Genomic DNA, 22,692 nt, shown 5'->3' on the forward strand with positions numbered 1-22,692 from the left:
CTTATGAAAACTGTGGACTCTTTGCGTAAATGTATGTTCGATTTAAGTGGAAATCGTTCGATTAATTCTTTTTGCTGCGCACTTCGAAGATGGCAAATTTCAGGTAATGACCTTCGTCTACGCCCAAAATTTGCGGGTGATCCTTACCAGCTGCTTTCCAGTCGATTAGACGAAGCACTTTGCCCGCATCTTCGGCTGCATCTGCAATGGTTTCCAGGAAGAGATCCGGACGCATGTGGTATGAACAGCTTGCGGTTACCAGATACCCGCCCTCATTCACCAGCTTCATTCCTTGCAAATTGATGTCCTTATATCCACGGCATGCGCCTTTAACTGCTGATTTCGTTTTGGCAAAGGCTGGCGGATCGAGGATAACTACATCAAATGTTTTACCACCGGATGCAAGTGCTTTGGAAGTATCCACTTTCTGTTCACCGGCACGCGCACGTACGTTACGATCATCGAGGCCTTTCACCTGCTCACGCAAGTATTGGAATGCATCCGCAACGACAAATTCGACCCGGTCAGTGAAACCGTTCAGCTCTACGTTGGTACGTGCACTTTCAATCGCATGCTCTGAGATATCAAGACATGTTACTTTTTTGGCTCCATATTTGCAGGCGTTCAATGTGAAGCTGCCTGTGTGGGAGAAACATTCCAGCACAGTGGCCCCATCCCAATAAGGGAACGTCACAACCTTGCCACTTTTATTCACAGGAAGCAACTGCTGCGTACCATCCTGCTCAGTCTGTTGGAGCGTAATACCACTCTTGTAACCCCAACCCTTCATAAGCGGTTCGATGGCTGCACGATTCTCGCGTTGGTCAAAGAAGTACCCTGTCTTCTGGCCTTCCACGATATCCACCTTAATGAGCAATCCATTCTCCGTTACCGTGACATGACGCGGGCAATCCCCATATAATGGTCCTTTCGTCTGCTCCAGTCCTTCCAGTTCACGAATGGACACATCACTGCGTTCGTAGATGCCTTCCGGCTGCATCACTTCAATTAGAGCTTGTACGATCGCTTCGCGGCAACGGTCCATGCCCAATGTGAGCAACTGAACAACAAGGATGCTGCCAAAACGGTCAACGATCAGTCCTGGCAGGAAATCAGCTTCCCCATAAACAAGACGGTATGCCTCTCCATCCTGAATAAAACGTTCCCGGTGGCGCAAGCAATCGCGGAATCGCGCTGCAAAAAACGCGGTGTCCATCTGTTCAAACTCCAAAGGTTGATATGCCACGACTCTAACTGTGATTTGAGATGCAGGATTATAGTAACCCGTCGCGAGATAGCGACCTTGGTGATTCAATACGTTGACCAGATCTCCCGGCTCGGGGTTTCCTTCAACAGAGGCAATTTCATTGTTATATATCCATGGATGTGCATGTTCAAGCCGCTTTTTGCGGCTGCGTTCCAGTGTAACTGATGGCAAGATAGATCCACTTCTTTCATAGTTAGTTGAAAAGATAGGCTTGGTGCAAAGGTGACCGCTTCGGGGATGGATTGGACTTTCGATCGCTGTTACGTCGTTGTACAGATGAATCTCAAATTCCACACTTGCCACTGCGATGACAGAACAACCTTCCGATCGCTGTTACCCTCAGATTTTTTTGATTCCTTTTTCACTATAGGAAAAATCCGAGGATAAAGGCGAGCGCTTCGCTTCTTCAGGTTTTTTCTGCCCTCTTCGTTATCGTGTGAATCTTTAGATCAACTCTATGACCGTAAACGCTTCGCTTCTTCAGTTCCAATTCCAATTCCATCCCCTCCGCTGCGTTTGCAGAATCTCCGTATCTTTTGAATTGGGGGCGATAATTTGGGTGACCGTTATGGTGACTTACCGATCTTTCAAATGCTATTGACTCCAGAATCCCGTTAGCCTGTCATGGTTGTCCTTATTTACTCATAGGATGAAAATAAGGATATGCACGGAAGGAATGATGTTAACTCATGTTCAGAGATGTTGTGCTGCCCCTATTATATGGGCTTCTTATCTTTTTTGGTGGGATGAAGCTGATGGAAACAGCCTTACAGCGGATGGCCGGGCCCATGCTGGCTGGATGGCTGAGCCGGGCTACCTCTGCTCCCTGGAAAGGCATGGCTTTCAGCGCGGGCGCTACAGCCCTGCTGCAAAGCAGTACCGCCGTTACCGTACTAACCATTGGACTGGCGAACGCCAGATTAATTACCTACGGACGCACACTTGGTATTATTCTCGGCACCAACATCGGGACGTGTCTAACCACCGAGCTGGTCGGGCTGCAGATCGGACGGGTTTCCCTGCCTCTGCTTGCCTTGTCCCTGACAGGCTGGGCCGTCTTTGTTGTGCTTGGTGAACGAAATCAGTTCGCTCCTGAACGCACACGCCGGACACTGTTTACCATACAATACAGCTTTCTCACGTCAGCCGGATTTGCACTCGTCATGACAGGCATTCAAGTGATGCAATCCATTGCCGTGCCCCTGCGTAGTATGGGCGTATTTCAGTGGTTTCTGGATCGATCAGCCGACAGCTTGTGGTGGGGCTTTCTGGCTGGTGCCTGTCTGACGGCTCTCATTCATAGTAGTGCAGCCGTCATCAGCATGGCGATTACGCTTGCAGCCACAGGAGTACTGCCTGTGGAGATCGGCATCGCCATTGTGATCGGATCAAACGTGGGGACCTGTATCACCGCCGTGATTGCAGCCGCTGGCGGAGCATCCGCAGGCAAATTTGTCGCAGCCTCCCATGTCGTATTAAACATTGCGGGAGCGCTGCTATTTATGCCGCTGATCAGCCAGCTGCATGCAGCTTCGGCCTGGCTGTCAGCGGATAACGGGGCACAGATTGCGCATGCCCAGACCCTTTTTAACGTCACCAGTTCACTGCTTGCCTTGCCATTCTGCTACTTGCCGATTTGGCACAAAAAACCACCGGTCTCCACCCCAGTGGCGAAGTCACCCGTGGCCTGATGTTCAGCACTCTTTCGACAAACAGTAGCGATACGTCACTCAAAAGAAAACAAAACAGCTATACGTTAATGCCTAATTTGTTCAGCGCCACACGTAAAATGTCATCGTTATTATCGTATCCACTATGCTGCTGTCTGGACCAAGCTTCTTCAGGAGCGTACCAATCCACACCTTTGATTTCTTCAATCTGAGGCTGCAGATCGCCGCTTTCCGCTTCAACGAGATAGTAATGAACTTCCTTGTCCACCGGACCAAACTCTGCATGCTGATACGTATAGGCGATGATATCGACGGGTTCTACAATTCGACCGACCATGCCTGTCTCTTCCAGAATCTCACGCAGTGCGGTCTGTTCCACCGTTTCTCCATCTTCCATTTTGCCCTTGGCGAGGGTCGTTTTGCCGTACCGATCTACAATCAGTTGAATTTGAAGCTTTCCGTCTTCTCCCGTGCGGTAGACGACTCCGCCTGCCGAAATTTCTTTTCTGTTCATGTTGCTCTCCCCCATTACGGAATTGTCTGCATCTTTTTTTGGAAAAAGAAGGACCTCATCTCCACGGGTACACTCCCCAAGGAAATGAAATCCTTGTTTCTGACGCCTCGATTACATCGCTGCGGACTTGAGATTTTCTTCCAACACACGAACCAGCGTAGCCTGGCTTTCATTCACACCCGCTTCGGTCACTTTGACACGGCATACTTTGCCGACCATATCCATGGAACCATCAAAGACCAGCTGAATGTAATTGTCACTGTAACCGTGCAGTTTACCACTGCCTGCACGGCCCTTGGCTTCACCTTCAGGAATGACATCCAGTACTTGCCCCACAAACTGCTTGGCGTATGCCAGTTGCATTTGCTCGGAAAGATCAATCAGTTCATGCACGCGTGCATTTTTGACTTCCTCATCCACCTGATCCTCCATACGTGCTGCCGGTGTTCCGGTCCGCTTGGAATATGGGAACACGTGCATTTCGGAAAAACCGATTTTCTTCATCAGCTCGTATCCGTTACGGAACATCTCATCGGTCTCACCCGGGAACCCTACAATAACGTCGGTTGTAATCGCTACATCCGGCATCGCTTCCCGAATGCGAAGCATTTTATTGTAAAACTCTTCGGTCGTATATTTACGGCGCATACGTTTCAGTACGGTATCATCGCCCGCTTGCAGCGGAATGTGGAAGTGGCGCACAAGTTTGTCTGAACGTTTGATCACATCCAGCATCCGGTCGTCAATCTGGCTCGCTTCAATCGAACTGATCCGAATACGCTCCAGGCCCTCTACTTTATCCAAGTCCCACAGCAGATCCGTCAGATCGTAATTCTCCATGTCATCCCCGTATCCACCGGTATGAATGCCTGTCAGGACAATTTCCTTGTATCCAGCGTGCACCAGTTGATGAGCCTGTTGGATGATGCTGTTTGCTTCCCGGCTGCGGGAAAGTCCACGCGACCACGGAATAATGCAGAACGTACAGAAGTTATTGCAGCCATCCTGAATTTTCAGAAATGCACGGGTACGATCGGCAAAATCCGGTACGTCCATCTCTTCAAATACCCGCGTTTTCATGATGTTTCGCACAGCATTGACGGGCTGACGTGATTCCTGAATTTCATTGACATATGGCAAGATTTTGTCCCGATCCTGTGTACCGATAACAAGATCCACACCAGGGATGTCCAGAATCTCTGCCGGAGAAGTTTGCGCATAACAGCCTGTAACGGCTACAATCGCATCCGGGTTGCGCCGAATGGCACGACGGATAATCTGGCGGCTCTTTTTGTCGCCGGTATTGGTTACTGTACAAGTATTAATCAAGTATACATCCGCTGTCTGTTCGTCAAAGTCTACCTGATCGTATCCTTCGTTTTTGAACAATTGCCAAATCGCCTCTGTATCATAAAAATTAACTTTGCAGCCTAAGGTGTAAAACGCCACGGATGGCATAATTACATTCCCCCCATTTCTCCGGATTCATATAAGACACAAGTTAGCGCCGCCATTCCGGCTGTCTCGGCCCGCAAGATGCGTTTGCCCAGTCCAACGGATACAGCACCCGCCTGATCGGCTTCAATCGTTTCCCTCTCCGAGAATCCGCCCTCAGGTCCAACAACGATCAACACTTCAGCACTCGCACCAGGTGCAAGCTGCTCCACAAACGGCTTCAATGCGTCTCTTAACTGCTTGCCGTTTTCCTTTTCATAACAATAACATACCAGACTGTAGCCCTCAAAAGAAGATAGCAGCCCTTTCCAGGAAAGTGGCTGCTCGACGGATGGAATGCGGTTCCGATGGCTTTGCTCAGCGGCTTCCTTGGCGATTTTCCGCCACCGCTCCAACCGTTTGCCTTCTTTTTTGGCATCATATTGCACAATCGTACGCTCAGACAGGAAAGGAACAAAGGAAACCGCTCCGATCTCTGTACATCTTTGGATGACCGTCTCCATCTTATCGCCTTTTGGCAAGCTTTGAGCCACGGTTACACGTATCCGTGCTTCATGGTCCATTTCGAGAGGTTCCACAATATTCGCTGTTACTTGCTGGGCTTCGATGCTTTCAATCTCCACCAAAGCTTCTTTGGAGTTTCCGTCACTGACAATCAGTTTATCTCCAGGTTTACCACGCATCACTTTGCCGATATGGCGCGCATCATCACCCGTGATGACCACGGAATGTTCATTAAACTGTTCTGCAGATACAAAATAACGCTGCATTAGTCTGTCCACCCATTCTATCCTGTTATGACTGGAATTCATCCCGCCTGATGGCAGGCATGAATCCAATCGCCACAGATGATCATACAACTTTTATGTCCTTCTGACCAGTATTCCAGTCCAAAAACGCTCCTAATTCTTCCTCTTAAAACAGTTTCAAAATCAAATATGAAAAATCTACATACATATCATACGCCAATTGGTATAAAGGCTGAATCGTTGCTCTTTGCAACGGTGGGATTACAAGAATCAGCAGGAAAATAAATACGGACCATTGCTCAACTCCCTGCAGCTTGCGGCTAATTGAAGGGGGCAGTAAATCCTCAAGAATTCGATAACCGTCCAGCGGCGGCAATGGAATAAGGTTAAACAAAAATAGGAAAAAGTTCGTCAGGTTAAACATGTAAAAGAAGGTCGAGATCGCCGTTAACAAACGCTCATTTTCAATACCACCCAGTGCTCCCGAACCAACCAAGGATGCATAGATGATCGTACCGATGATCGCGAGCAGCAAGTTGCTCAAAGGGCCTGCTACGGATACAATGACACCCATTAATCTCGGTTTGTCGAAATTTGCCCGATTCACTGGAACAGGACGTGCCCAACCAAAACCAGCTATAAGGAGCAACAACACACCAAACAAGTCAAAATGTACGACCGGATTCAGCGTAACCCGGCCCAGCAGCTTGGCTGTCGGATCGCCGAATTTGTTGGCAAAATACGCATGAGAAAATTCATGCACCGTAAAAGCAATCAGGATGGTCAACAGGAAAAACGGTAGTTGATCCAGTGGATAACGAAAGAACGAGTTTAAGTCCATCGGTTACCTCTTTCTGGCCACAAACGCGATCCAGTCCTCATCGCGATGAACCGAACTTATTTCGAATCCGGAAGCAACGAGCGCGTCATGGACGAGCTGCTCTTTATTTTTCCAAATGCCTGAAGTAATATAAACGCCACCAGACTCAAGCGCATGATAGACATCATCCACAAACAGCATAATAATCTCAGCTAAAATGTTGGCAACGATAACTTTCACCGGAAGCTTCACGCCCAGCGCAGGGTCCTGACTTCCCAGAACAGACAGCAAATCACTCTCTTTAACCGTAATTTGTTGTCCCAGCCCATTCAGTTCCACATTTTCTTTGGCACTTGCTACCGCAACCGGATCGAGGTCCAGCGCAAGCACATGTTTTGCTCCGAGATGCACAGCTCCAATGGCCAAAATACCAGAGCCTGTACCTACGTCAATGACTTCCTCGCCACCCTGAATTACCGATTCCAGTGTACGCAGACAAAGCGAAGTGGTTGGATGTGTTCCTGTACCAAACGCCATGCCTGGATCGAGCTCAATAATTTTCTCATTCGGGCCTTCCGGCGTATACTCTTCCCATGTCGGTTTAATGGTTAGACGTTCCGAGACACGTACTGGCTTGAAATATTGTTTCCAGGCATTCGCCCAGTCATTTTCATCCACTGTTCGAGTCTCAAAACGAACCTCACCCGTTTGGATATCGAATTCGGAAAGTTGCTCAATGCGTGGACTTACTTCAGATTGCAATGCATCCATGTCCGTACCTTCGGAGAAGTATCCTTTAATGACCGCAAAGCCTTCAGGAATATCATTCAAAGGAGACTCGTACAACTCGCCATACGTCGTATCCCGTTTTTTATTTAAAGTACCGGACTCTTCAATCGAGACCCCTCCAGCACCCGCTTCATGTAAAAAATTCGAAATCATCTCCACAGCTTCTTCTGTGGTATGTATTGTTAGTTCATGCCATAACATACTTCGTTTTTCCTCCTCATTTTTCAAACATCCCAACTATTGTACTACACAAGCGAGCAGGAGTACAAAACCGCGGCAGTAAAGAAACAACAAAAACAGGATACCCGCAGCCTGACTGCTCGAATACCCTGTTTTAATTATGTCTAAACTCGTTAACTTGTTAGCAAAAGCGTCCACCGTTCTGGGTAATCATCTCTGCAGCTTGCGGGAGAGAGTCACTGGAGACGGATACGGTCAGCAAGATTTCTTGCTTGGACCTGCCTTCAGAGCCTGCATCCGGAGCGTCATACACTTGTCCACCCGACAACACCTCGGTCTCATCGCTAATGAGGGAAAGTACATTCAGCTCACCACTGAATCCCCCAATCACAGCCATATTCGAGTTATCCGTACCCTCAGGCACTCCAGAATCCACTGAAGATGATGAGTCATTCAGACTCTCGATACTCAACTGGTTTGGGTGCAACAATTCCAGAGCTCTGCGTGCAGATTCAGCCTCGGACCAGCTTGTAAACACCGCTTCGATAATCACTGCAGAGCGATCTTCAGTCATGAATCTCCCGGCCCTGACGACGATCGGCGGCTTCACTGCGACGCAAAGCCTCTATATCTTCCTGATCCGCAGCTTCAGCACTGAATTCCACATCCTCATTTTTGGCGGACTGCATTCGCTTCATCTTTTCCGTTTTCGTCAAAATCTTGCCTGGACGTTCATGTTCTGCCATCGTTATGCTCCTCCTTCAAATTGTATAAGTTTAACTAAAGAGTATTTACACTGACACTCCGATGACAGAACAACCTTCCGATCGCTGTTATCCCCAGATTTTTTTGATTCCCTTTCTTAAAAGGGAAAATCCAGGGATAAAGGCGAACGCTTCGCTTCTCTAGGTTTTTTCTGTCCTCTCCGTTATCGTGTAAATGTTTAGGTTGAAACTTACTCAGTGTATAGAGTTTGAAAACCTAGATCATTCCGCCGGCTTGTTCGATAATGGATAGGGCACGATGATGTACTGCCTCGTCAACAACGACGGTCAGTAATACATCTCTGCCTGTCGGACCCTCTTGTCCGCCATCGCTCATACCGCTCGCAGAAGGATCTGCTGCAGCCATGATTCCCGCGCTGGCATTTGTGCCTAGAGCACCCGGTACCCAGGAAGAAAAACTGCCTGATACGCCTGGCGTATAGGATGCTCCGCTTGGCCCGACACCCGCATAACGACTGAATCGATTGATAGACAGGTCTTCCACTCGTAATGCCTCCAGTTTTTTGGCTGCCCCTTCCGCTTGCTCCGGGCTATGGAAATAAGCCAAAATATTTTTTTCGGTCATCCGGTTCACCTGCTTCCCTAGTTTCGGCACATCAGTAAACCCCTGAATGCTCATGTCTGGTATCTTTCCGCAACAGCGCCCATATTATGCAAAAAAGGACACCCTGCGGAAAAACCGCTGTGGTGTCCTTTTTAAATTAATAATTAAGACTCAGTCTCCACGGAAAGCCCGTTTCACCCGGTCAAAGAAGGATTGCTCATGCTCATGAGTTTGTTCTCCATCCAGCGCAGCAATTTGGCGAAGCAGGTCTTTCTGCTCGTCATTCAGCTTGCTAGGCGTAACTACAACGACTTTCACATGCTGATCCCCTTGCCCCATACCGCGCAGGCGTGGTACGCCTTTGCCTTTGAGACGGAAATACGTTCCTGTCTGTGTACCGGCAGGTACTTTCAGCTTCACTTTCTCGGACAGCGTTGGAATTTCAATCTCATCCCCCAATGCGGCCTGAGCAAAGGTGAGCGGAATTTCGCAATAGATATCATCGCCTTCACGCTCGAAGAAATCATGTGATTTCACACGGATAACAATATACAGATCTCCTGCTGGTCCTCCGCGCAGACCACCTTCACCTTCACCAGTCATACGCAATTGAGCGCCGTCATCTACACCCGCTGGAATGCGAACATGAATTTTGCGTTGTTTGCGTACTTTACCGCTGCCGCTGCACGTTGTACATTTTTCCTTGATAATTTGTCCCGAACCGTTACAGTTCGAACAAGCACGACGATTGACCATACGGCCAAACGGTGTATTTTGAACCACTTCCTGTTGACCGCTACCTTGGCAGACGGAACAGGTTTCCGGTTTGGTTCCTGGTTTCGCACCTGAGCCATGACAAGTATCACAGCCTTCGGTACGCGGAATGGTAATGTCGGTTTCCTTACCAAATACCGCTTCTTTGAACTCAATCGTCATGGTGTATTGCAGATCGTTCCCCCGTTGCGGAGCATTTGGATCACGTCGTCCACCGCCACCGCCAAAGAACATATCGAAGATGTCGCCAAAGCCGCCGCCGCCAAAATCGCCACCGCCGCCGAATCCGCCCTGATTTGGATCAATATGACCGTATTGATCATACTGTGCTCGCTTCTGGCCGTCACTGACTACATCATAAGCTTCTTTAACTTCCTTAAACTTGGCTTCCGCGTCAGCAGCCTTGTTTACGTCAGGGTGATACTGACGGGCAAGCTTGCGGTATGCCTTTTTGATTTCCTCGTCGCTGGCATTTTTGCCGACGCCGAGTACCTCATAATAATCACGTTTCTCAGCCACTCTTCCACCCCCATATCATTCACCATATCGCACATCGTGACAAAAGGAAAGCCAAAGCACGGGAGCCCCGGCTATGACTTTCCCTTCGATCCGAACGTCACCGATGATTAATTCACTAAGAATCGTGAATTAGTTTTGTTTTTTATCTTCATCCACAACTTCGTAATCAGCGTCTACGACGTTGTCACGTTTTGCAGAACCTTGTTGCTCTTCAGCCCCTTGAGCTGCTTGCTCTTGAGCTTGTGCTTGCTCATACAGTTTTACGGACAGTTGTTGAACAATCTCTGTCAGTTCTTCTGTAGCGGCTTTGATGTCTTCCAGATTGTCGGAAGCCAGAACACCTTGCAGTTTTTCTTTTGCAGCATTCGCTTTTTCAACTTCACCAGCATCTGCTTTTTCGCCAAGATCTTTGATCGTTTTGTCAACAGAGTAGATCAGTTGATCTGCACTGTTTTTCGCTTCAACGAGTTCTTTGCGTTTTTTATCTTCTTCAGCATGCAACTCAGCATCTTTCATCATTTGCTCAACTTCAGCATCGCTCAGACCGCTGGAAGAAGTGATGGTGATTTTTTGAGTTTTGTTTGTACCTTTGTCTGTTGCAGATACGTTAACGATACCATTGGCATCAATATCGAAGCTAACTTCGATTTGTGGAACGCCACGTGGAGCTGGAGGAATATCACCCAGCATGAAACGACCAAGGGATTTGTTACCCGCTGCCATTTCGCGCTCCCCTTGCAGGACGTGAATCTCAACGCTCGGTTGGTTGTCTGCGTAAGTGGAGAATACTTGGGATTTGCTTGTAGGGATCGTTGTATTGCGCTCGATCATCTTAGTGAATACGCCACCCGCAGTTTCAATACCCAGGGACAATGGAGTTACGTCAAGCAATACAACGTCTTTCACGTCACCTGTCAGTACGCCCGCTTGTACAGCAGCACCCAAAGCTACAACTTCATCCGGGTTAACACCTTTGTGAGGCTCTTTACCTGTCAGTTTTTTGATTGCTTCCTGTACTGCAGGAATACGTGTGGAACCACCAACCAATACGATTTTGTCGATATCGTTAGCCGTCATTCCAGCATCGCTCAGGGCACGACGAGTTGGTTCAAGCGTACGCTCAACCAGACCAGCAGAAATTTCTTCGAATTTCGCGCGACTCAGGTTCAACTCCAAATGTTGAGGAACCCCATCAACCACAGTAATAAACGGCAGGGAAATTGTTGTAGTCAATACGCCGGAAAGTTCTTTTTTCGCTTTTTCCGCTGCATCTTTCAAACGTTGAACCGCTGCTTTATCTTTACTCAAGTCAATGCCTTGATCTTTTTTGAACTCACTAACGAGATAATCAATGATTACTTGGTCGAAGTCATCGCCACCCAGTTGGTTATCACCACTAGTCGCTTTAACTTCGAAGAAGCCGTCACCCAGTTCAAGGATGGATACGTCGAATGTACCGCCACCCAAGTCATATACGAGAATCGTTTGGTCTTCAGATTTCTCCATACCGTATGCCAAAGCTGCTGCTGTTGGCTCGTTGACGATACGCAGAACTTCCAGACCTGCGATTTTACCTGCATCCTTTGTTGCTTGACGCTGGCTGTCATTGAAGTAAGCTGGTACCGTGATAACCGCTTGAGTTACCGTTTGACCCAGATAAGCTTCAGCATCGGATTTCAGTTTTTGAAGAATGATTGCAGAGATCTCTTGTGGGGAGTAGTCTTTGCTATCGATTGTTTCTTTGTGGGATGTACCCATATGACGTTTAATCGACATGATTGTACGATCCGGATTCGTGATCGCTTGACGTTTAGCCGTTTCACCGACAACGCGTTCTCCGTCTTTTTTGAAACCCACTACGGATGGGGTTGTACGTGCGCCTTCCGGATTTGGAATAACGACAGCCTCGCCGCCTTCCATAACTGCTACGCATGAGTTTGTTGTTCCTAAGTCAATACCGATTACTTTGCTCATCGGAAAATTTCCTCCCTCGACAATTTAAATGGATCAGATTGATCCTTATTTGTATTTGTTGTTCCTAATCGTGCTCTATGTGTGTACTAACCTTTATATTAAACTTCGGTGGCATCGTACAATCAAGAGTGAACTCATTTCATTCTTTAATAGAAATTATGAGCTAACTTTAACCATAGCCGGACGAAGTACTTTATCCTTCAGCATATAGCCTTTTTGGACTTCCTCGACAACGGTACCTTCTTCATAGTCGTCGCTCTCCACTGACATGATCGCCTGGTGGAATTCGGGATTAAACGGTTGTCCTACCGTATCCATTGACGTCAGACCTTCATTGTTCAGCACAGTTTCCAGCTGACGGAAGATCATTTGGATGCCTTTGGAGAAGGACTCGACTTCAGTACCTTCCGGTACAGTAGCCATGGCACGCTCGAAGTTATCAATGACCGGCACCAGTTCGGTGACCAGCTTCATCGAAGCGTATTTCGCCAGTTCTTCTTTTTCCTTCTGTGTACGACGACGGAAGTTATCAAAATCAGCTTGCGCACGGACAAAACGTTGTTGATGTTCCTCAGCTTCCGCCTTCAAGCGAGCGATCTCATCTTGCTCCTGATCTGTCATCTCTTCCGCCTGTGCTTCTGCAGCTCCGGCTTCGTTGACAGGCTCCTGCTCCGCTGCTGTAGTTGCTTGCTGTTCCTGTTCTTCTGCTGCGAATGATTGCTCCTCTTTCAAGATGTTCACCTCCTTATAAGAATGAAATGGTTCATTCCCTTATTTGAAGCGATGCGTTAGCATGGCCGTCAAATCACGGGATAATGTATTTAAAATATGAATGACACGTGCGTAATCCATTCGCGTAGGTCCCAAAATTCCGATGGAGCCCAAAGCCTCTCCATCCAATGAATAGGATGCCGTTATCAGGCTGCAATTGGCGAAGGCTTCATGATCATTCTCAGTGCCTATTCGCACCTGAATACCAGATCCACCCTGCACGGGCATCATCAATTTCATGAGTGTTGGTGTCTCATCCAGCAGGTCAAGAATATCTTTTACCTTTTCAATATCTTTAAACTCTGGCTGGGTCAACATATTGGTGGCACCACTAAGGAACAGACGATTGTCATGCTCGTTGTCAAAGGCACTGTTCAGCACCTGCATGACTTCCTCATAACGTGTAATATGCCGTTCCATCTCTTGCCCAAGCTCGGTGTAGAGACGAGACTTTAATTTGTAAATCGGCACGCCGACCAGCTTGCTGTTTAATAAACGAACTACGTTCTCCATCTCCGCTACCGAAATTTCAGGTGGAATCTGAACTGTCTTGTTCTCTACCTGACCCGTATTCGTTACGATGATGGCTACAGCCTCATTTTCATTAAGCGGAAGCAGTTGAAAATGACGAAGTGACGTGTGAAAAACTTCCGGTCCGAGCAGGATCGAAGTATAATTCGTCATATGTGACAAAATGACTGAGGCATGCTGAATAACTTGTTCCATCACGTTCAGCTTTTCTGCGAAAAATGATTTCAGGTCGTCCAGCTCTTGCGGCTCCACCTGATTCCAGGGAACCAAATGATCGACATAATATCGATAGCCTTTGTGCGAAGGTATGCGACCAGCCGATGTATGCGGCTGTTCCAGAAAGCCCATATCTTCAAGGTCCGCCATTTCATTACGGATCGTCGCCGGACTGTATCCAACATCTCCCCTTTTGGAAATGCTCCGGGACCCTACGGGCTCAGCTGAACGGATATAGTCATCCACTATAGCGTTCAGAATCATTCGTTGACGCTCTGTTAACATGGTGAGTATTCCCTCCTTCTGACTGTACTGTCCCATGTCGTTAGCACTCCGGTTAGATGAGTGCTAAGCGGTAATACAAAAATACCAAAATGACGTGAGCATTGTCAAGTCAGTTTGATGAGTACGCTCATCTATTTATAGTATAGACCAATGTCTTCAAGACATAACAACTTTACTGTACATCTCATGAATTAAAAAGAACCGCAGGTGAGATAGAGTATACTCGGCTCAATCCATACGGTTCATCCATTTATCAGGCTGAAATATTCAACTCTTTCAATACAGCAATCTCATCACAGCAATCCTGTTTGCTGCAATGAACACAGTCGGTCCATACTTTCTCCGGGAAAATCTCCTTGTTCACAACGGCAAAACCGTTTTTGAGAAAAAAGGAAACCTCATATGTCAACGCCATGACCTTGGGAATTTGCTGTTTCTCCGCTTCCTCTACCAGCCGGTCCAGTAGCAGTGAGCCAATGCCCATGCCTTTGTGACCTTCGGAGATACCAAGCGATCTGACTTCCACCAGATCATTCCCCAAACGGCAGAGAGATCCACAGCCCACAACCTGACCATTCACTTCTGCTACAACAAAGTGCTCCAGCTGCCGTTGCAGTACTTCCCGTGAACGCGGAAGCATGATCCCACGCTCTGCATAGCCCTTAATCATTTCAAATAATGGTTCAACATCTTCCGGTACGGCTTTTCTGCATATGGCCGACATCCAGCTCTCCTCCTATAAGAAGCTTTCCAGAGGAAAGCCGACTTCGTAGTTGTATAAATCACACGCTCTGTAAAATCAATATGAATAAATATACAACAGAGCGTATAGAATTTCAAGCTACGAATTCAGCGATATGGACCCGATAAACTCGGCAAAAACGTCATTTCCGAACAGGATGCCCTGCTCACTAAGCCGGAAGCCGTCTGACGTCTTCTCCAGCAGTCCTGCATTCAACATTTTGCCCAAAGGCTTCGCAAACACTTCCTCCATAGGCTCCCCGAACTGATCACTAAACCGTGAGGATGAAGCACCTTCCAGCATTCTCAACCCAACCATCAGATAATCTTCCATTGCCTCGGCGCGGCTGATCTCAAAATGGTCGAGACGCGGCAGACCTCCTTTGGAAGCTTCAACATACGGGTTTATACCTTTTATATTCATATGGCGTTCGCGGCCTACGTATCCATGTGCACCTGCACCCAGACCGTAATAGTCCTCATTACGCCAGTACGTGATATTGTGACGGCTCTCGAAGCCGGGTTTGGCAAAGTTACTGATCTCGTATTGTCCGTAACCTGCTTCTTTCATACGCTTCATTAATAGAAGATACATTTGCAACTCGTCGTCTTCATGAGGAAGCGGTAGCTGGTTCTTCTGATACAACGTATGGAAAAGAGTATTCTCTTCCACCTTCAGGCTGTATATGGAGTAATGCGGCAGATCCAGTTCCAGCGCTTTGTCGATACTCTCGTTCAGCATCTCGACGGTCTGGTTTGGTAAACCAAACATGAGGTCAATGGACAAGTTATGCAATCCAGCTGCTCGGGCATTTTCCAAACTGCGGTATACATCATCTGTATTATGAATCCGGCCAATACCTGTCAACAGATCATTTTGAAAAGCCTGTACTCCAAAGCTGACGCGGTTCACTCCGCCTTCTTTCATAACTGCGAGCTTCTCTGCATCGGTCGTGCCCGGGTTAGCTTCCATTGAAAACTCAATATCATCTGCCCAGTTCGGGAAATAGGTCTTAACGGACTTCAGGAATACGGCCATTTCGTCCGGTTTCAGTGCAGTCGGCGTACCGCCGCCCACAAATATAGTTTTGATTTCTCCCGGCGGATTCGCTTTAACCGTATGTTCCATCTCCCGTTCCAGCGCTTCAAGGTATTGCATAACAGGCTGGTCCTTCAATACATAGGAGTTAAAATCGCAGTAGAAACATTTATTTGTGCAAAAGGGAATGTGAAGATACACCGCTTGGGGTGCACCTGTTTTCCGGCTGTGTGCTGCCAATGTCATGGCAAGTCCCCCTCTATTTGAAAAAAGGAAAGCCATCCGGCTTCCCTTTCAGCTTGGTTTATTGGTTATTCTGTGTGTGTGCGAGCAAACGTCTTTACAATTCAATTTTGATACACACACTCAGTGTTGTACCCAAAAATGAATTATTAATCTAATTTGAATTCTGTGTTGTACCCGAGACAAAATATCGTTTATCCTTTCATACACAAATTATTGATGTACCGAAAGGGTTCACGTGACGTTTGCAAGCAAACGTCTTTAATCATCAATTTTCAGCACCGCCATGAATGCTTCTTGCGGCACCTCTACGTTACCAACCTGCTTCATCCGCTTCTTACCTTCCTTCTGCTTCTCAAGCAGTTTCCGTTTCCGCGAGATGTCACCGCCATAACACTTGGCAAGTACGTTTTTACGCATTGCTTTTACCGTTTCACGAGCTACAACCTTGGTACCCACAGATGCCTGGATCGGTACCTCGAACATTTGCCGTGGAATCAGCTCGCGCAGCTTCTCACAGATAATGCGTCCGCGGTTATACGCACGGTCACGGTGAACGATGAAGGACAGGGCATCGACCTGTTCGCCATTGAGCACAATGTCCATTTTCGCCAGATTGGACTGACGGTAACCAGACAACTCGTAATCCAAGGATGCATAACCTTTGGTGCTTGATTTCAACTGGTCGAAGAAGTCATATACAATCTCGGACAACGGGATCTCATACGTAATGGTAACCCGGGTTGTGTCCAAATATTCCATATTCACATATTCGCCGCGTTTATTCTGGCACAGCTCCATAATAGTACCTACATAATCATTCGGTACGATAATGGCTGCCTTAACGTACGGTTCTTCGACATAATCAATCCGCCCTACCTCAGGATAGTTGGATGGATTGTCAATTTTCATCACTTCACCATTCGTCAAGGTCACGTGGTAGATTACACTTGGTGCGGTTGTGATCAACGGAATGTTGAATTCACGCTCGATCCGCTCCTGGATAACATCCATGTGTAGCAAACCAAGGAATCCGCAACGGAATCCAAAACCGAGTGCACTGGAAGTCTCAGGCTCAAAGCTGAGCGACGCATCGTTCAACTGCAATTTCTCCAGTGCTTCACGCAGATCAATATAATCCGATGTTTCAATCGGATAGAGACCGCAGTAAACCATTGGATTAATTTTGCGGTAGCCCGGCAAAGCTTCAAGTGTTGGATTTTTGGCATCTGTTACCGTATCCCCGACTTGAGTATCGCCTACATGCCGAATACCTGCAACGATAAACCCTACATCGCCCACGTTCAGCTCGTCCACGATCGTCATACGCGGTTTGAAAGCTCCAACTTCAATAACTTCAAAGGATTTACCTGTTGCCATCATTTTGATTTTGGAACCTGATTTAATCTTGCCGTCGATAACACGCACGTATACAATTACGCCTTTGTACGGGTCATAGTGAGAGTCAAAAATCAGCGCTTTCAAAGGCTGGTCAGGATCACCTTGTGGAGCTGGAACACTTAGCACTACTTGCTCCAGAATTTCTTTGATACCAATTCCCGCTTTGGCTGAAGCCAAAACCGCATTACTTGTATCCAATCCAATGACATCTTCCACTTCCTGTTTAACCCGATCCGGGTCAGCACTTGGAAGGTCAATTTTGTTGATTACCGGTAAAATTTCAAGATCATTATCTAATGCCAGGTACACGTTAGCCAGCGTCTGGGCTTCAATACCCTGAGCCGCATCCACAACCAGCAAAGCACCTTCACATGCAGCAAGGCTGCGTGATACTTCATACGTGAAGTCTACGTGTCCAGGCGTATCAATCAGATTCAACAGATACTCTTCGCCGTCATCGGCTTTGTAAGTCAGCGCTACCGCCTGCAGCTTGATCGTAATTCCACGTTCGCGTTCAAGTTCCATTTGGTCCAATACTTGTTCTTGCATTTCACGTGTAGTTAGCGCACCTGTGTACTCCAAGATCCGGTCCGCAAGTGTTGATTTGCCGTGATCTATATGTGCAATAATTGAAAAGTTACGAATTTTACGTTGTCTTGCCCGAATGTCAGTCATTCCTTACCCCCAGAAACAGCCTAGTGTCAATCACTTCATTATAACAGTTGATGCAGGGTGCATCAATCCCGCGTTGCCTCAACTTTATATTTATCGTCACAATTGCGAACTCCCAAGGGTATATTTTGCCTATATTTCATAACCTTTTATTCAGCGACTCCGCTAAATAAGGATACTACCCACTTCATTCCGTTATGGGACAGATTTTGAAGAAGACCTGCCGTTTTGTCAGCCAGCACGTCGACCGGTGCTTTGCTCTGCTCTGCGCCAAGCACCTGACTCGGTGACAGAACAGGTACGGCTGGGGGTTCTTTGACCTCCTGTTGTACCGCCGCGGTCGGAACAGACTCGGCAGCCGGTGACACCGGCTCCGTTTTCACCACTGCAGGGTTGCCAGTCGAATCATCGCCCCTATTAAAGTTGCTGCCTGCCAGCTGCATTCCAAACAGTACACCCAGCAACATTAATACACAGATGGAAAACAATCTTTTGCCGAATCTGGACACATTCCTCGCCTCCTGTTATATCTTCGATTCTTCTATTCTTCCATATCAGGAATACTAGCCACCTTGTGATGTCTTTTCCGCACTCGCTTTGTCCACCTTCTGATCATTCCAGTACACCTCTGCAATCATGTCGGCGAGTACTTTGGAAGTCCGCTCCAGTTCAGCAGCCGTATTGTCGATGCCGCCAATCTCAATCAATATACTGTTGGGAGAAAGCGTCTGGTTGTATTCACCATTGTTGGCCCCTCCGCCGTCCTTGCCCCAGACGCCCCGAGATACCCCAGGATATTTCGCTTCCAGCTTCTTATGAATTTTGGCCGCAAAGGCTTCATTCTGCTGCCAGTTTGGATTTTCATGTCCTATAATAAAATATACTTTGGCATAACCCAGATTATTAATGGTCGTCGTTGTTTTGTTATGACGCTGTGAGTCACGATGAATATCGATAAGATACGTAAGATCATCATTTTGAGCGAGTGCAGTTTTCACCGTCTGACGGGAGTATTTATAGGAATAATTCCAGTTGTAATCCTTGACCTTGGTTGGGTAATCCTCCTGCGCATGTTCCACCCCAATCCCCAGCTTCTCCAAGCTGTCGGACAAGTAGGTTCCCACTTGAAAAACATTACCAGTCGATTTACCAGAGGAAGGATTGTCACTCTTCGTGCCCAAGAGAGGATTGTATCCTTCACGTGGATGGGAATGGTAGACAAGAATCGCTTTTTTTCCTGTCGTTGGTTTGCTCGGTTCATCTTTACCTCCACTCTTCGGTGGGGGATCACCCTTTACTTCGCCATCACCCGAATCCTGCGGATCAGATGGATCTGGATTATCCTGACCTGGTGGGACATGCTGCTCGCCACCTGACTTTCCTCCGCCTGCTGATGCCGTATCGATGAGTCCAGGACCCGGCTGATAATCTTCTGGAGCTTCAGCTTTTTCATTTCCCGACCCTGGTCGCAGCAGTACGGGTTGATTGGAACCCATGCCAGGCATTTCTCTAGCGATTAGACTTTTGGGGTCTTGCGGATTCACATTCGTCAGCAGTTGGAATACAAACGAAGTCAGATTCTCACCAGAAAATGCTGAAGCCTGTTCCTTCTGAGTTAGATGCGGCATTTCCATGCCGAGCATGTCCACAAAAAAGCTACTTGATACGGCTCCCGCAAATCCTTTCATAGAAGAAACGGGTGAGCTATTCAAATGCTTCTCTGCCATGCCCCCTAGACCGAGTACAACAAAAAACAAGGCAGATATAATCATAAGCAACAACAACGTACGGCCCATGGCCAGCACGTGCAAACATCTCTTTTTCCATTTACCAATATTCCAGGCCAATATTTTGTTCATTGCTTCTGTCTCCTTCCCTGCTGGACAACGCTTATACTTCAACTCTATGAGCCTGCCAGATTTGATAGAACAGGAAAAAGAAGATTGCACACAAAAAAGAAAGTCCGATAGATTCGGACCTTCTTCACAGGAGTCTCAAGCATTTAAATTTCAAATGTTAATTAATGGGTGTAGGCGGCTACATTCTCAGCATTTACCGCATCATGGAGCGCTGCATTTAGACCTGTTGCAATAATATTGGCAATATCTTCGACAAATTCATCGATTTCTTTGGGGGTAACGATCAGATCATGACCTAGTGGCTCCAGTACCTCTTTTACCAAACTAAGACGGTCATTTTCGCCGATATCGTCCAGCATGCCCATAATCTGTTTCGTCTGATCGGTCTCTTGCCGAAAATGAGTACGCATCATTTCGATGACGTTATTCACGATGGTCGACGCATAACATACGGTAGGCACACCGATGGCAATGCAGGGAACACCCAAAATTTCACGTGTAAGTCCACGTCGCTTGTTCCCAATGCCTGAGCCAGGATGAATGCCGATGTCTGCCACTTGAATCGTTGTATTAACACGTTCGAGGGAGCGTGAAGCCAGCGCATCAATCGCAATGATCGCATCCGGTTTCGTTCGATCCACAATCGCTTGCACGATGTCACTGGATTCAATACCTGTTGTACCCAGCACACCCGGCGCAATGGCACTGACCTCCCGATAACCGGGTGCAACCTGATCCGGTACCAGTTCAAAATACTGACGGGTAACCATCAGATTCTCCACTACCAGTGGACCAAGTGAATCAGGCGTGACGTTCAGGTTGCCCAAACCCACAATCAGCACCTTGGACGTCTTGTTAATTCCCGCTTTGGCCAAAAAATCTTCCATCTCTCGCGTGAATTCTGCCGCCACCCGCTCCTGAAGATCGGTATCCCCGTTACGAAGCGATGGAACCTCCAAAGTGACATAGTGCCCCTTCACACGCCCAATTGCTGAAGCGGCTGCATCATCAAGCACATCAATACGTGTGATTTTGATACCGTCTTTCTCATCCACATCCTCCCGCAGCCCGGGAATCGTCTGTTTCTGCCCCCCCTGAGCCATCTCCTTGGAGTCAATTGCCAAGTCGGTACGAACTGCATAATTTTGCAAATCCAGTGTCATCTGTCCCTGCCTCCCTTACCGCATTTGAGCATATTGTGTGGGAAAATGGTGTGCTTTATGCAGCACTATCGAACATCATAGGAAAATCTGTTGCAATTTGCATGCCAGCGTGCTAGAATATTTTAAGTTGTGAAACGTTTGTATTCATGCAAATGCCTTACAGGAGGTGAATGTAATGCCAAACATCAAATCCGCTGTTAAACGCGTAAAAACGAGCGACAAGCGCCGCGCACTCAACGCTTCTCAGAAATCTGCACTCCGTACAGCTGTTAAAGCTGCTGATGCTGCTCTGGTAAGTAACGAAGTTGATACTGCAAAAGCTGCGATTCAAGCTGCTTCCAAAAAGCTGGACAAGGCTGTAACTAAAGGTCTGGTTCATAAAAATGCTGCAGCCCGCAAAAAGTCTCGCTTGGCGAAAAAACTGAACGCTCTTTCCGCACAAGCGTAAGAAGCGTTACTTATACGATCTAATGGAAAAATCCTGAACAGCAAGAGCTTTCAGGATTTTTTAGTATCTGATTCTATAAGCACTCATTTAAACGAAGCGGCCTTTATTCCGATGATCTCACCATCAACGAAATAAAGGCCGCTTTGTGTTACAGTTTTATCTAAGTTTAAGCTCCGAGCCTTAACAAGAAAAGCTCCAGTCCGAGCACTTTATCCACTGCCCCGGTCTTCATCTGATAATCCAGTTCACTGAGATGACTCAGAATTAGCCTCAAACGTTCTGCCTGAAACTTGCGAGCCTGTTCACCAGCAATTTTGACAGCATATGGATGCAGACCAAGCTGGCTGGCAATCTGCTGTTGGGAGTAACTCTGCTGCCCTAACTCTTTTACCTGGATCATAATTCGGAATTGACGGGCAATCAACGCTGCAATTTTGATCGGTTCTTCACGCTGCTTCAGCAACTCATAAAAAAGACCCAACGCTTTCTCCAGCCGCAAGTTAGCAAGCTCCTCCACCAAAGCGAACACATTCTGCTCGGTGCTTCGCGCCACCAGTGATTCGATATCCGCGCGTTTGATCGTGCCTCCGTTACCAGCGAACAAACACAATTTGTCCACTTCCGCAGATAATGTCTGCAAGCCTGTTCCTGCATAATTCACAAGCGTGTCTGCTGCTCCAGTCTCAAAAGATACATCCCGTTGCTTCGCCAGCTTTACAATCCAACCCAGCAGCTCTTCACCACTTAGCGGAGCAAATACAAGGACTACGGCTTGTTTCTTGGCTGCCTTGACTAGTTTTTTACGCTCATCCAGCTTATCCCCTTGGGCCAGAAACACAATAGTACTATAATCTGCCGGATTGTCCATATATGTAAGCAGCCGATCAATCTGGTGATCAATTTTGGAATCCTTGCCTGCTGTAAACAAATTAGCATCGCGAACGATAATGAGTTTACGTGGAACAAGAAATGGAACCGTCTCCGCTTCTTCAATGACCACTTCCACAGGTGTTTCAGAGAGATCATATGGTATGATCGCAAATTCTCGGTGCTCTTCTTCAATTACCTGTTGTTTTAACATATCCGTAAATTGCTGTATCTGGTACTTCTCCGTTCCGTACAGCACATATACCGGAGCCGTTTCTCCATTACGTATTGCCTTTGTCGCACTCTTTACATCCATCACGGTGCCCCCTTATCCCTTTTATCCTACCAGAAAACGTGACAGACAACAAAGGGGCCTTGCATCCGGTTAACGGATGAAGGCCCCTGTCCTAAATCTA

22 protein-coding genes, 1 pseudogene and 1 riboswitch are annotated in these 22,692 nt (G+C 47.4%); of the genes and pseudogenes, 3 read left to right on the forward strand and 20 right to left on the reverse strand.

Annotated features, from left to right (window positions below; all coding sequences use genetic code 11):
• Positions 1-61: 61 nt before the first annotated feature.
• Positions 62-1,438, reverse strand: coding sequence for a class I SAM-dependent rRNA methyltransferase (locus tag ACDJ58_RS20795; protein WP_413372698.1), 1,377 nt, complete (start codon positions 1,436-1,438; stop codon positions 62-64).
• 518 nt (positions 1,439-1,956) lie between these two features.
• Between ACDJ58_RS20795 and ACDJ58_RS20800 the strand changes: the two are divergent.
• Both ACDJ58_RS20800 and ACDJ58_RS20805 read left to right on the forward strand, forming a co-directional pair.
• A pseudogene (locus ACDJ58_RS20800) lies at positions 1,957-2,442 on the forward strand (Na/Pi symporter); the annotation flags it as partial.
• Between the two features lie 126 nt (positions 2,443-2,568).
• A riboswitch (Fluoride riboswitch) is annotated at positions 2,569-2,652 on the reverse strand.
• Complete coding sequence (locus tag ACDJ58_RS20805) at positions 2,647-2,958, forward strand: Na/Pi symporter (RefSeq protein ID WP_413379905.1); 312 nt, start codon at positions 2,647-2,649, stop codon at positions 2,956-2,958. It overlaps the preceding riboswitch by 6 nt.
• 58 nt (positions 2,959-3,016) lie before the next feature.
• Here the strand turns inward: ACDJ58_RS20805 and ACDJ58_RS20810 are convergent, their stop codons facing one another.
• The 18 genes from ACDJ58_RS20810 to gpr all read right to left on the reverse strand — a co-directional run bounded on the left by ACDJ58_RS20810 (position 3,017) and on the right by gpr (position 20,961).
• A complete protein-coding gene (locus tag ACDJ58_RS20810; RefSeq protein ID WP_413372699.1) occupies positions 3,017-3,451 on the reverse strand; it encodes an NUDIX hydrolase in 435 nt (144 codons plus the stop codon).
• Positions 3,452-3,562: 111 nt separating this feature from the next.
• Positions 3,563-4,909: a tRNA (N(6)-L-threonylcarbamoyladenosine(37)-C(2))-methylthiotransferase MtaB gene (gene mtaB / locus ACDJ58_RS20815; protein WP_413372700.1), complete on the reverse strand. Its 1,347-nt coding sequence runs from the start codon at positions 4,907-4,909 to the stop codon at positions 3,563-3,565.
• A gap of 2 nt (positions 4,910-4,911) precedes the next feature.
• Entirely contained in the window at positions 4,912-5,676 is a 765-nt protein-coding gene (locus ACDJ58_RS20820) for a 16S rRNA (uracil(1498)-N(3))-methyltransferase (RefSeq protein ID WP_063567294.1), read from the reverse strand.
• Between the two features lie 145 nt (positions 5,677-5,821).
• The gene (locus tag ACDJ58_RS20825) at positions 5,822-6,496 is read right to left on the reverse strand and encodes a site-2 protease family protein (protein ID WP_053781283.1); all 675 of its coding nucleotides are present in this window, start codon (positions 6,494-6,496) and stop codon (positions 5,822-5,824) included.
• Positions 6,497-6,499: 3 nt separating this feature from the next.
• Positions 6,500-7,465 carry a 50S ribosomal protein L11 methyltransferase gene (prmA, locus tag ACDJ58_RS20830; protein ID WP_413372702.1) on the reverse strand — a complete coding sequence of 322 codons (966 nt, stop codon included), beginning with the start codon at positions 7,463-7,465 and terminating at the stop codon, positions 6,500-6,502.
• Between the two features lie 160 nt (positions 7,466-7,625).
• Complete coding sequence (locus ACDJ58_RS20835; RefSeq protein WP_413372703.1) at positions 7,626-8,018, reverse strand: hypothetical protein; 393 nt, start codon at positions 8,016-8,018, stop codon at positions 7,626-7,628.
• Positions 8,011-8,190, reverse strand: a complete 180-nt coding sequence (locus ACDJ58_RS20840; RefSeq protein ID WP_413372705.1) for a YfhD family protein — start codon at positions 8,188-8,190, stop codon at positions 8,011-8,013. Before ACDJ58_RS20840 ends, ACDJ58_RS20835 begins: the two co-directional genes overlap by 8 nt.
• A 235-nt stretch (positions 8,191-8,425) precedes the next feature.
• Positions 8,426-8,794 (reverse strand): hypothetical protein, encoded by a 369-nt coding sequence (locus tag ACDJ58_RS20845; protein ID WP_063567301.1) that lies wholly within the window; start codon positions 8,792-8,794, stop codon positions 8,426-8,428.
• Positions 8,795-8,944: 150 nt separating this feature from the next.
• Positions 8,945-10,066 carry a molecular chaperone DnaJ gene (dnaJ, locus tag ACDJ58_RS20850; protein ID WP_063567290.1) on the reverse strand — a complete coding sequence of 374 codons (1,122 nt, stop codon included), beginning with the start codon at positions 10,064-10,066 and terminating at the stop codon, positions 8,945-8,947.
• A 129-nt stretch (positions 10,067-10,195) separates the two neighbouring features.
• Entirely contained in the window at positions 10,196-12,040 is a 1,845-nt protein-coding gene (gene dnaK / locus ACDJ58_RS20855) for a molecular chaperone DnaK (protein WP_413372706.1), read from the reverse strand.
• A 156-nt stretch (positions 12,041-12,196) separates the two neighbouring features.
• Positions 12,197-12,772: a nucleotide exchange factor GrpE gene (grpE, locus tag ACDJ58_RS20860; protein ID WP_413372707.1), complete on the reverse strand. Its 576-nt coding sequence runs from the start codon at positions 12,770-12,772 to the stop codon at positions 12,197-12,199.
• Positions 12,773-12,811: 39 nt separating this feature from the next.
• On the reverse strand, positions 12,812-13,843 hold the full coding sequence (gene hrcA / locus ACDJ58_RS20865; RefSeq protein ID WP_076288070.1) for a heat-inducible transcriptional repressor HrcA: 1,032 nt from the start codon (positions 13,841-13,843) through the stop codon (positions 12,812-12,814).
• Positions 13,844-14,096: 253 nt separating this feature from the next.
• Positions 14,097-14,567 carry an N-acetyltransferase gene (locus ACDJ58_RS20870; protein ID WP_063567287.1) on the reverse strand — a complete coding sequence of 157 codons (471 nt, stop codon included), beginning with the start codon at positions 14,565-14,567 and terminating at the stop codon, positions 14,097-14,099.
• A 117-nt stretch (positions 14,568-14,684) separates the two neighbouring features.
• Entirely contained in the window at positions 14,685-15,869 is a 1,185-nt protein-coding gene (gene hemW, locus ACDJ58_RS20875; protein WP_413372708.1) for a radical SAM family heme chaperone HemW, read from the reverse strand.
• Between the two features lie 258 nt (positions 15,870-16,127).
• Complete coding sequence (gene lepA, locus ACDJ58_RS20880) at positions 16,128-17,942, reverse strand: translation elongation factor 4 (protein ID WP_064636361.1); 1,815 nt, start codon at positions 17,940-17,942, stop codon at positions 16,128-16,130.
• A 146-nt stretch (positions 17,943-18,088) separates the two neighbouring features.
• The gene (locus tag ACDJ58_RS20885; protein WP_413372709.1) at positions 18,089-18,448 is read right to left on the reverse strand and encodes a hypothetical protein; all 360 of its coding nucleotides are present in this window, start codon (positions 18,446-18,448) and stop codon (positions 18,089-18,091) included.
• Between the two features lie 54 nt (positions 18,449-18,502).
• On the reverse strand, positions 18,503-19,798 hold the full coding sequence (locus tag ACDJ58_RS20890) for a stage II sporulation protein P (protein ID WP_413372710.1): 1,296 nt from the start codon (positions 19,796-19,798) through the stop codon (positions 18,503-18,505).
• Positions 19,799-19,959: 161 nt separating this feature from the next.
• A complete protein-coding gene (gpr, locus tag ACDJ58_RS20895) occupies positions 19,960-20,961 on the reverse strand; it encodes a GPR endopeptidase (RefSeq protein WP_113053797.1) in 1,002 nt (333 codons plus the stop codon).
• 175 nt (positions 20,962-21,136) lie between these two features.
• Between gpr and rpsT the strand changes: the two genes are divergently transcribed.
• Complete coding sequence (rpsT, locus tag ACDJ58_RS20900) at positions 21,137-21,409, forward strand: 30S ribosomal protein S20 (RefSeq protein WP_024628504.1); 273 nt, start codon at positions 21,137-21,139, stop codon at positions 21,407-21,409.
• Positions 21,410-21,575: 166 nt separating this feature from the next.
• On the opposite strand, the gene holA is transcribed toward rpsT, so the two are convergent.
• Positions 21,576-22,592: a DNA polymerase III subunit delta gene (holA, locus tag ACDJ58_RS20905; protein ID WP_413372712.1), complete on the reverse strand. Its 1,017-nt coding sequence runs from the start codon at positions 22,590-22,592 to the stop codon at positions 21,576-21,578.
• Positions 22,593-22,692: the final 100 nt, after the last annotated feature.

This window comes from Paenibacillus taichungensis (assembly GCF_047302525.1).
Classification (GTDB): domain Bacteria; phylum Bacillota; class Bacilli; order Paenibacillales; family Paenibacillaceae; genus Paenibacillus; species Paenibacillus taichungensis_B.

Bases quoted from the DNA above. Each gene is read 5' to 3' on its own strand.
- ACDJ58_RS20810 (WP_413372699.1), bottom strand. From the start codon at position 3,451: ATGAACAGAAAAGAAATTTCGGCAGGCGGAGTCGTCTACCGCACGGGA.
- mtaB (WP_413372700.1), bottom strand. From the start codon at position 4,909: ATGCCATCCGTGGCGTTTTACACCTTAGGCTGCAAAGTTAATTTTTAT.
- ACDJ58_RS20820 (WP_063567294.1), bottom strand. From the start codon at position 5,676: ATGCAGCGTTATTTTGTATCTGCAGAACAGTTTAATGAACATTCCGTG.
- ACDJ58_RS20825 (WP_053781283.1), bottom strand. From the start codon at position 6,496: ATGGACTTAAACTCGTTCTTTCGTTATCCACTGGATCAACTACCGTTT.
- prmA (WP_413372702.1), bottom strand. From the start codon at position 7,465: ATGTTATGGCATGAACTAACAATACATACCACAGAAGAAGCTGTGGAG.
- ACDJ58_RS20835 (WP_413372703.1), bottom strand. From the start codon at position 8,018: ATGACTGAAGATCGCTCTGCAGTGATTATCGAAGCGGTGTTTACAAGC.
- ACDJ58_RS20840 (WP_413372705.1), bottom strand. From the start codon at position 8,190: ATGGCAGAACATGAACGTCCAGGCAAGATTTTGACGAAAACGGAAAAG.
- ACDJ58_RS20845 (WP_063567301.1), bottom strand. From the start codon at position 8,794: ATGACCGAAAAAAATATTTTGGCTTATTTCCATAGCCCGGAGCAAGCG.
- dnaK (WP_413372706.1), bottom strand. From the start codon at position 12,040: ATGAGCAAAGTAATCGGTATTGACTTAGGAACAACAAACTCATGCGTA.
- hrcA (WP_076288070.1), bottom strand. From the start codon at position 13,843: ATGTTAACAGAGCGTCAACGAATGATTCTGAACGCTATAGTGGATGAC.
- ACDJ58_RS20870 (WP_063567287.1), bottom strand. From the start codon at position 14,567: ATGTCGGCCATATGCAGAAAAGCCGTACCGGAAGATGTTGAACCATTA.
- hemW (WP_413372708.1), bottom strand. From the start codon at position 15,869: ATGACATTGGCAGCACACAGCCGGAAAACAGGTGCACCCCAAGCGGTG.
- lepA (WP_064636361.1), bottom strand. From the start codon at position 17,942: ATGACTGACATTCGGGCAAGACAACGTAAAATTCGTAACTTTTCAATT.
- ACDJ58_RS20890 (WP_413372710.1), bottom strand. From the start codon at position 19,798: ATGAACAAAATATTGGCCTGGAATATTGGTAAATGGAAAAAGAGATGT.
- gpr (WP_113053797.1), bottom strand. From the start codon at position 20,961: ATGACACTGGATTTGCAAAATTATGCAGTTCGTACCGACTTGGCAATT.
- rpsT (WP_024628504.1), top strand. From the start codon at position 21,137: ATGCCAAACATCAAATCCGCTGTTAAACGCGTAAAAACGAGCGACAAG.
- holA (WP_413372712.1), bottom strand. From the start codon at position 22,592: ATGGATGTAAAGAGTGCGACAAAGGCAATACGTAATGGAGAAACGGCT.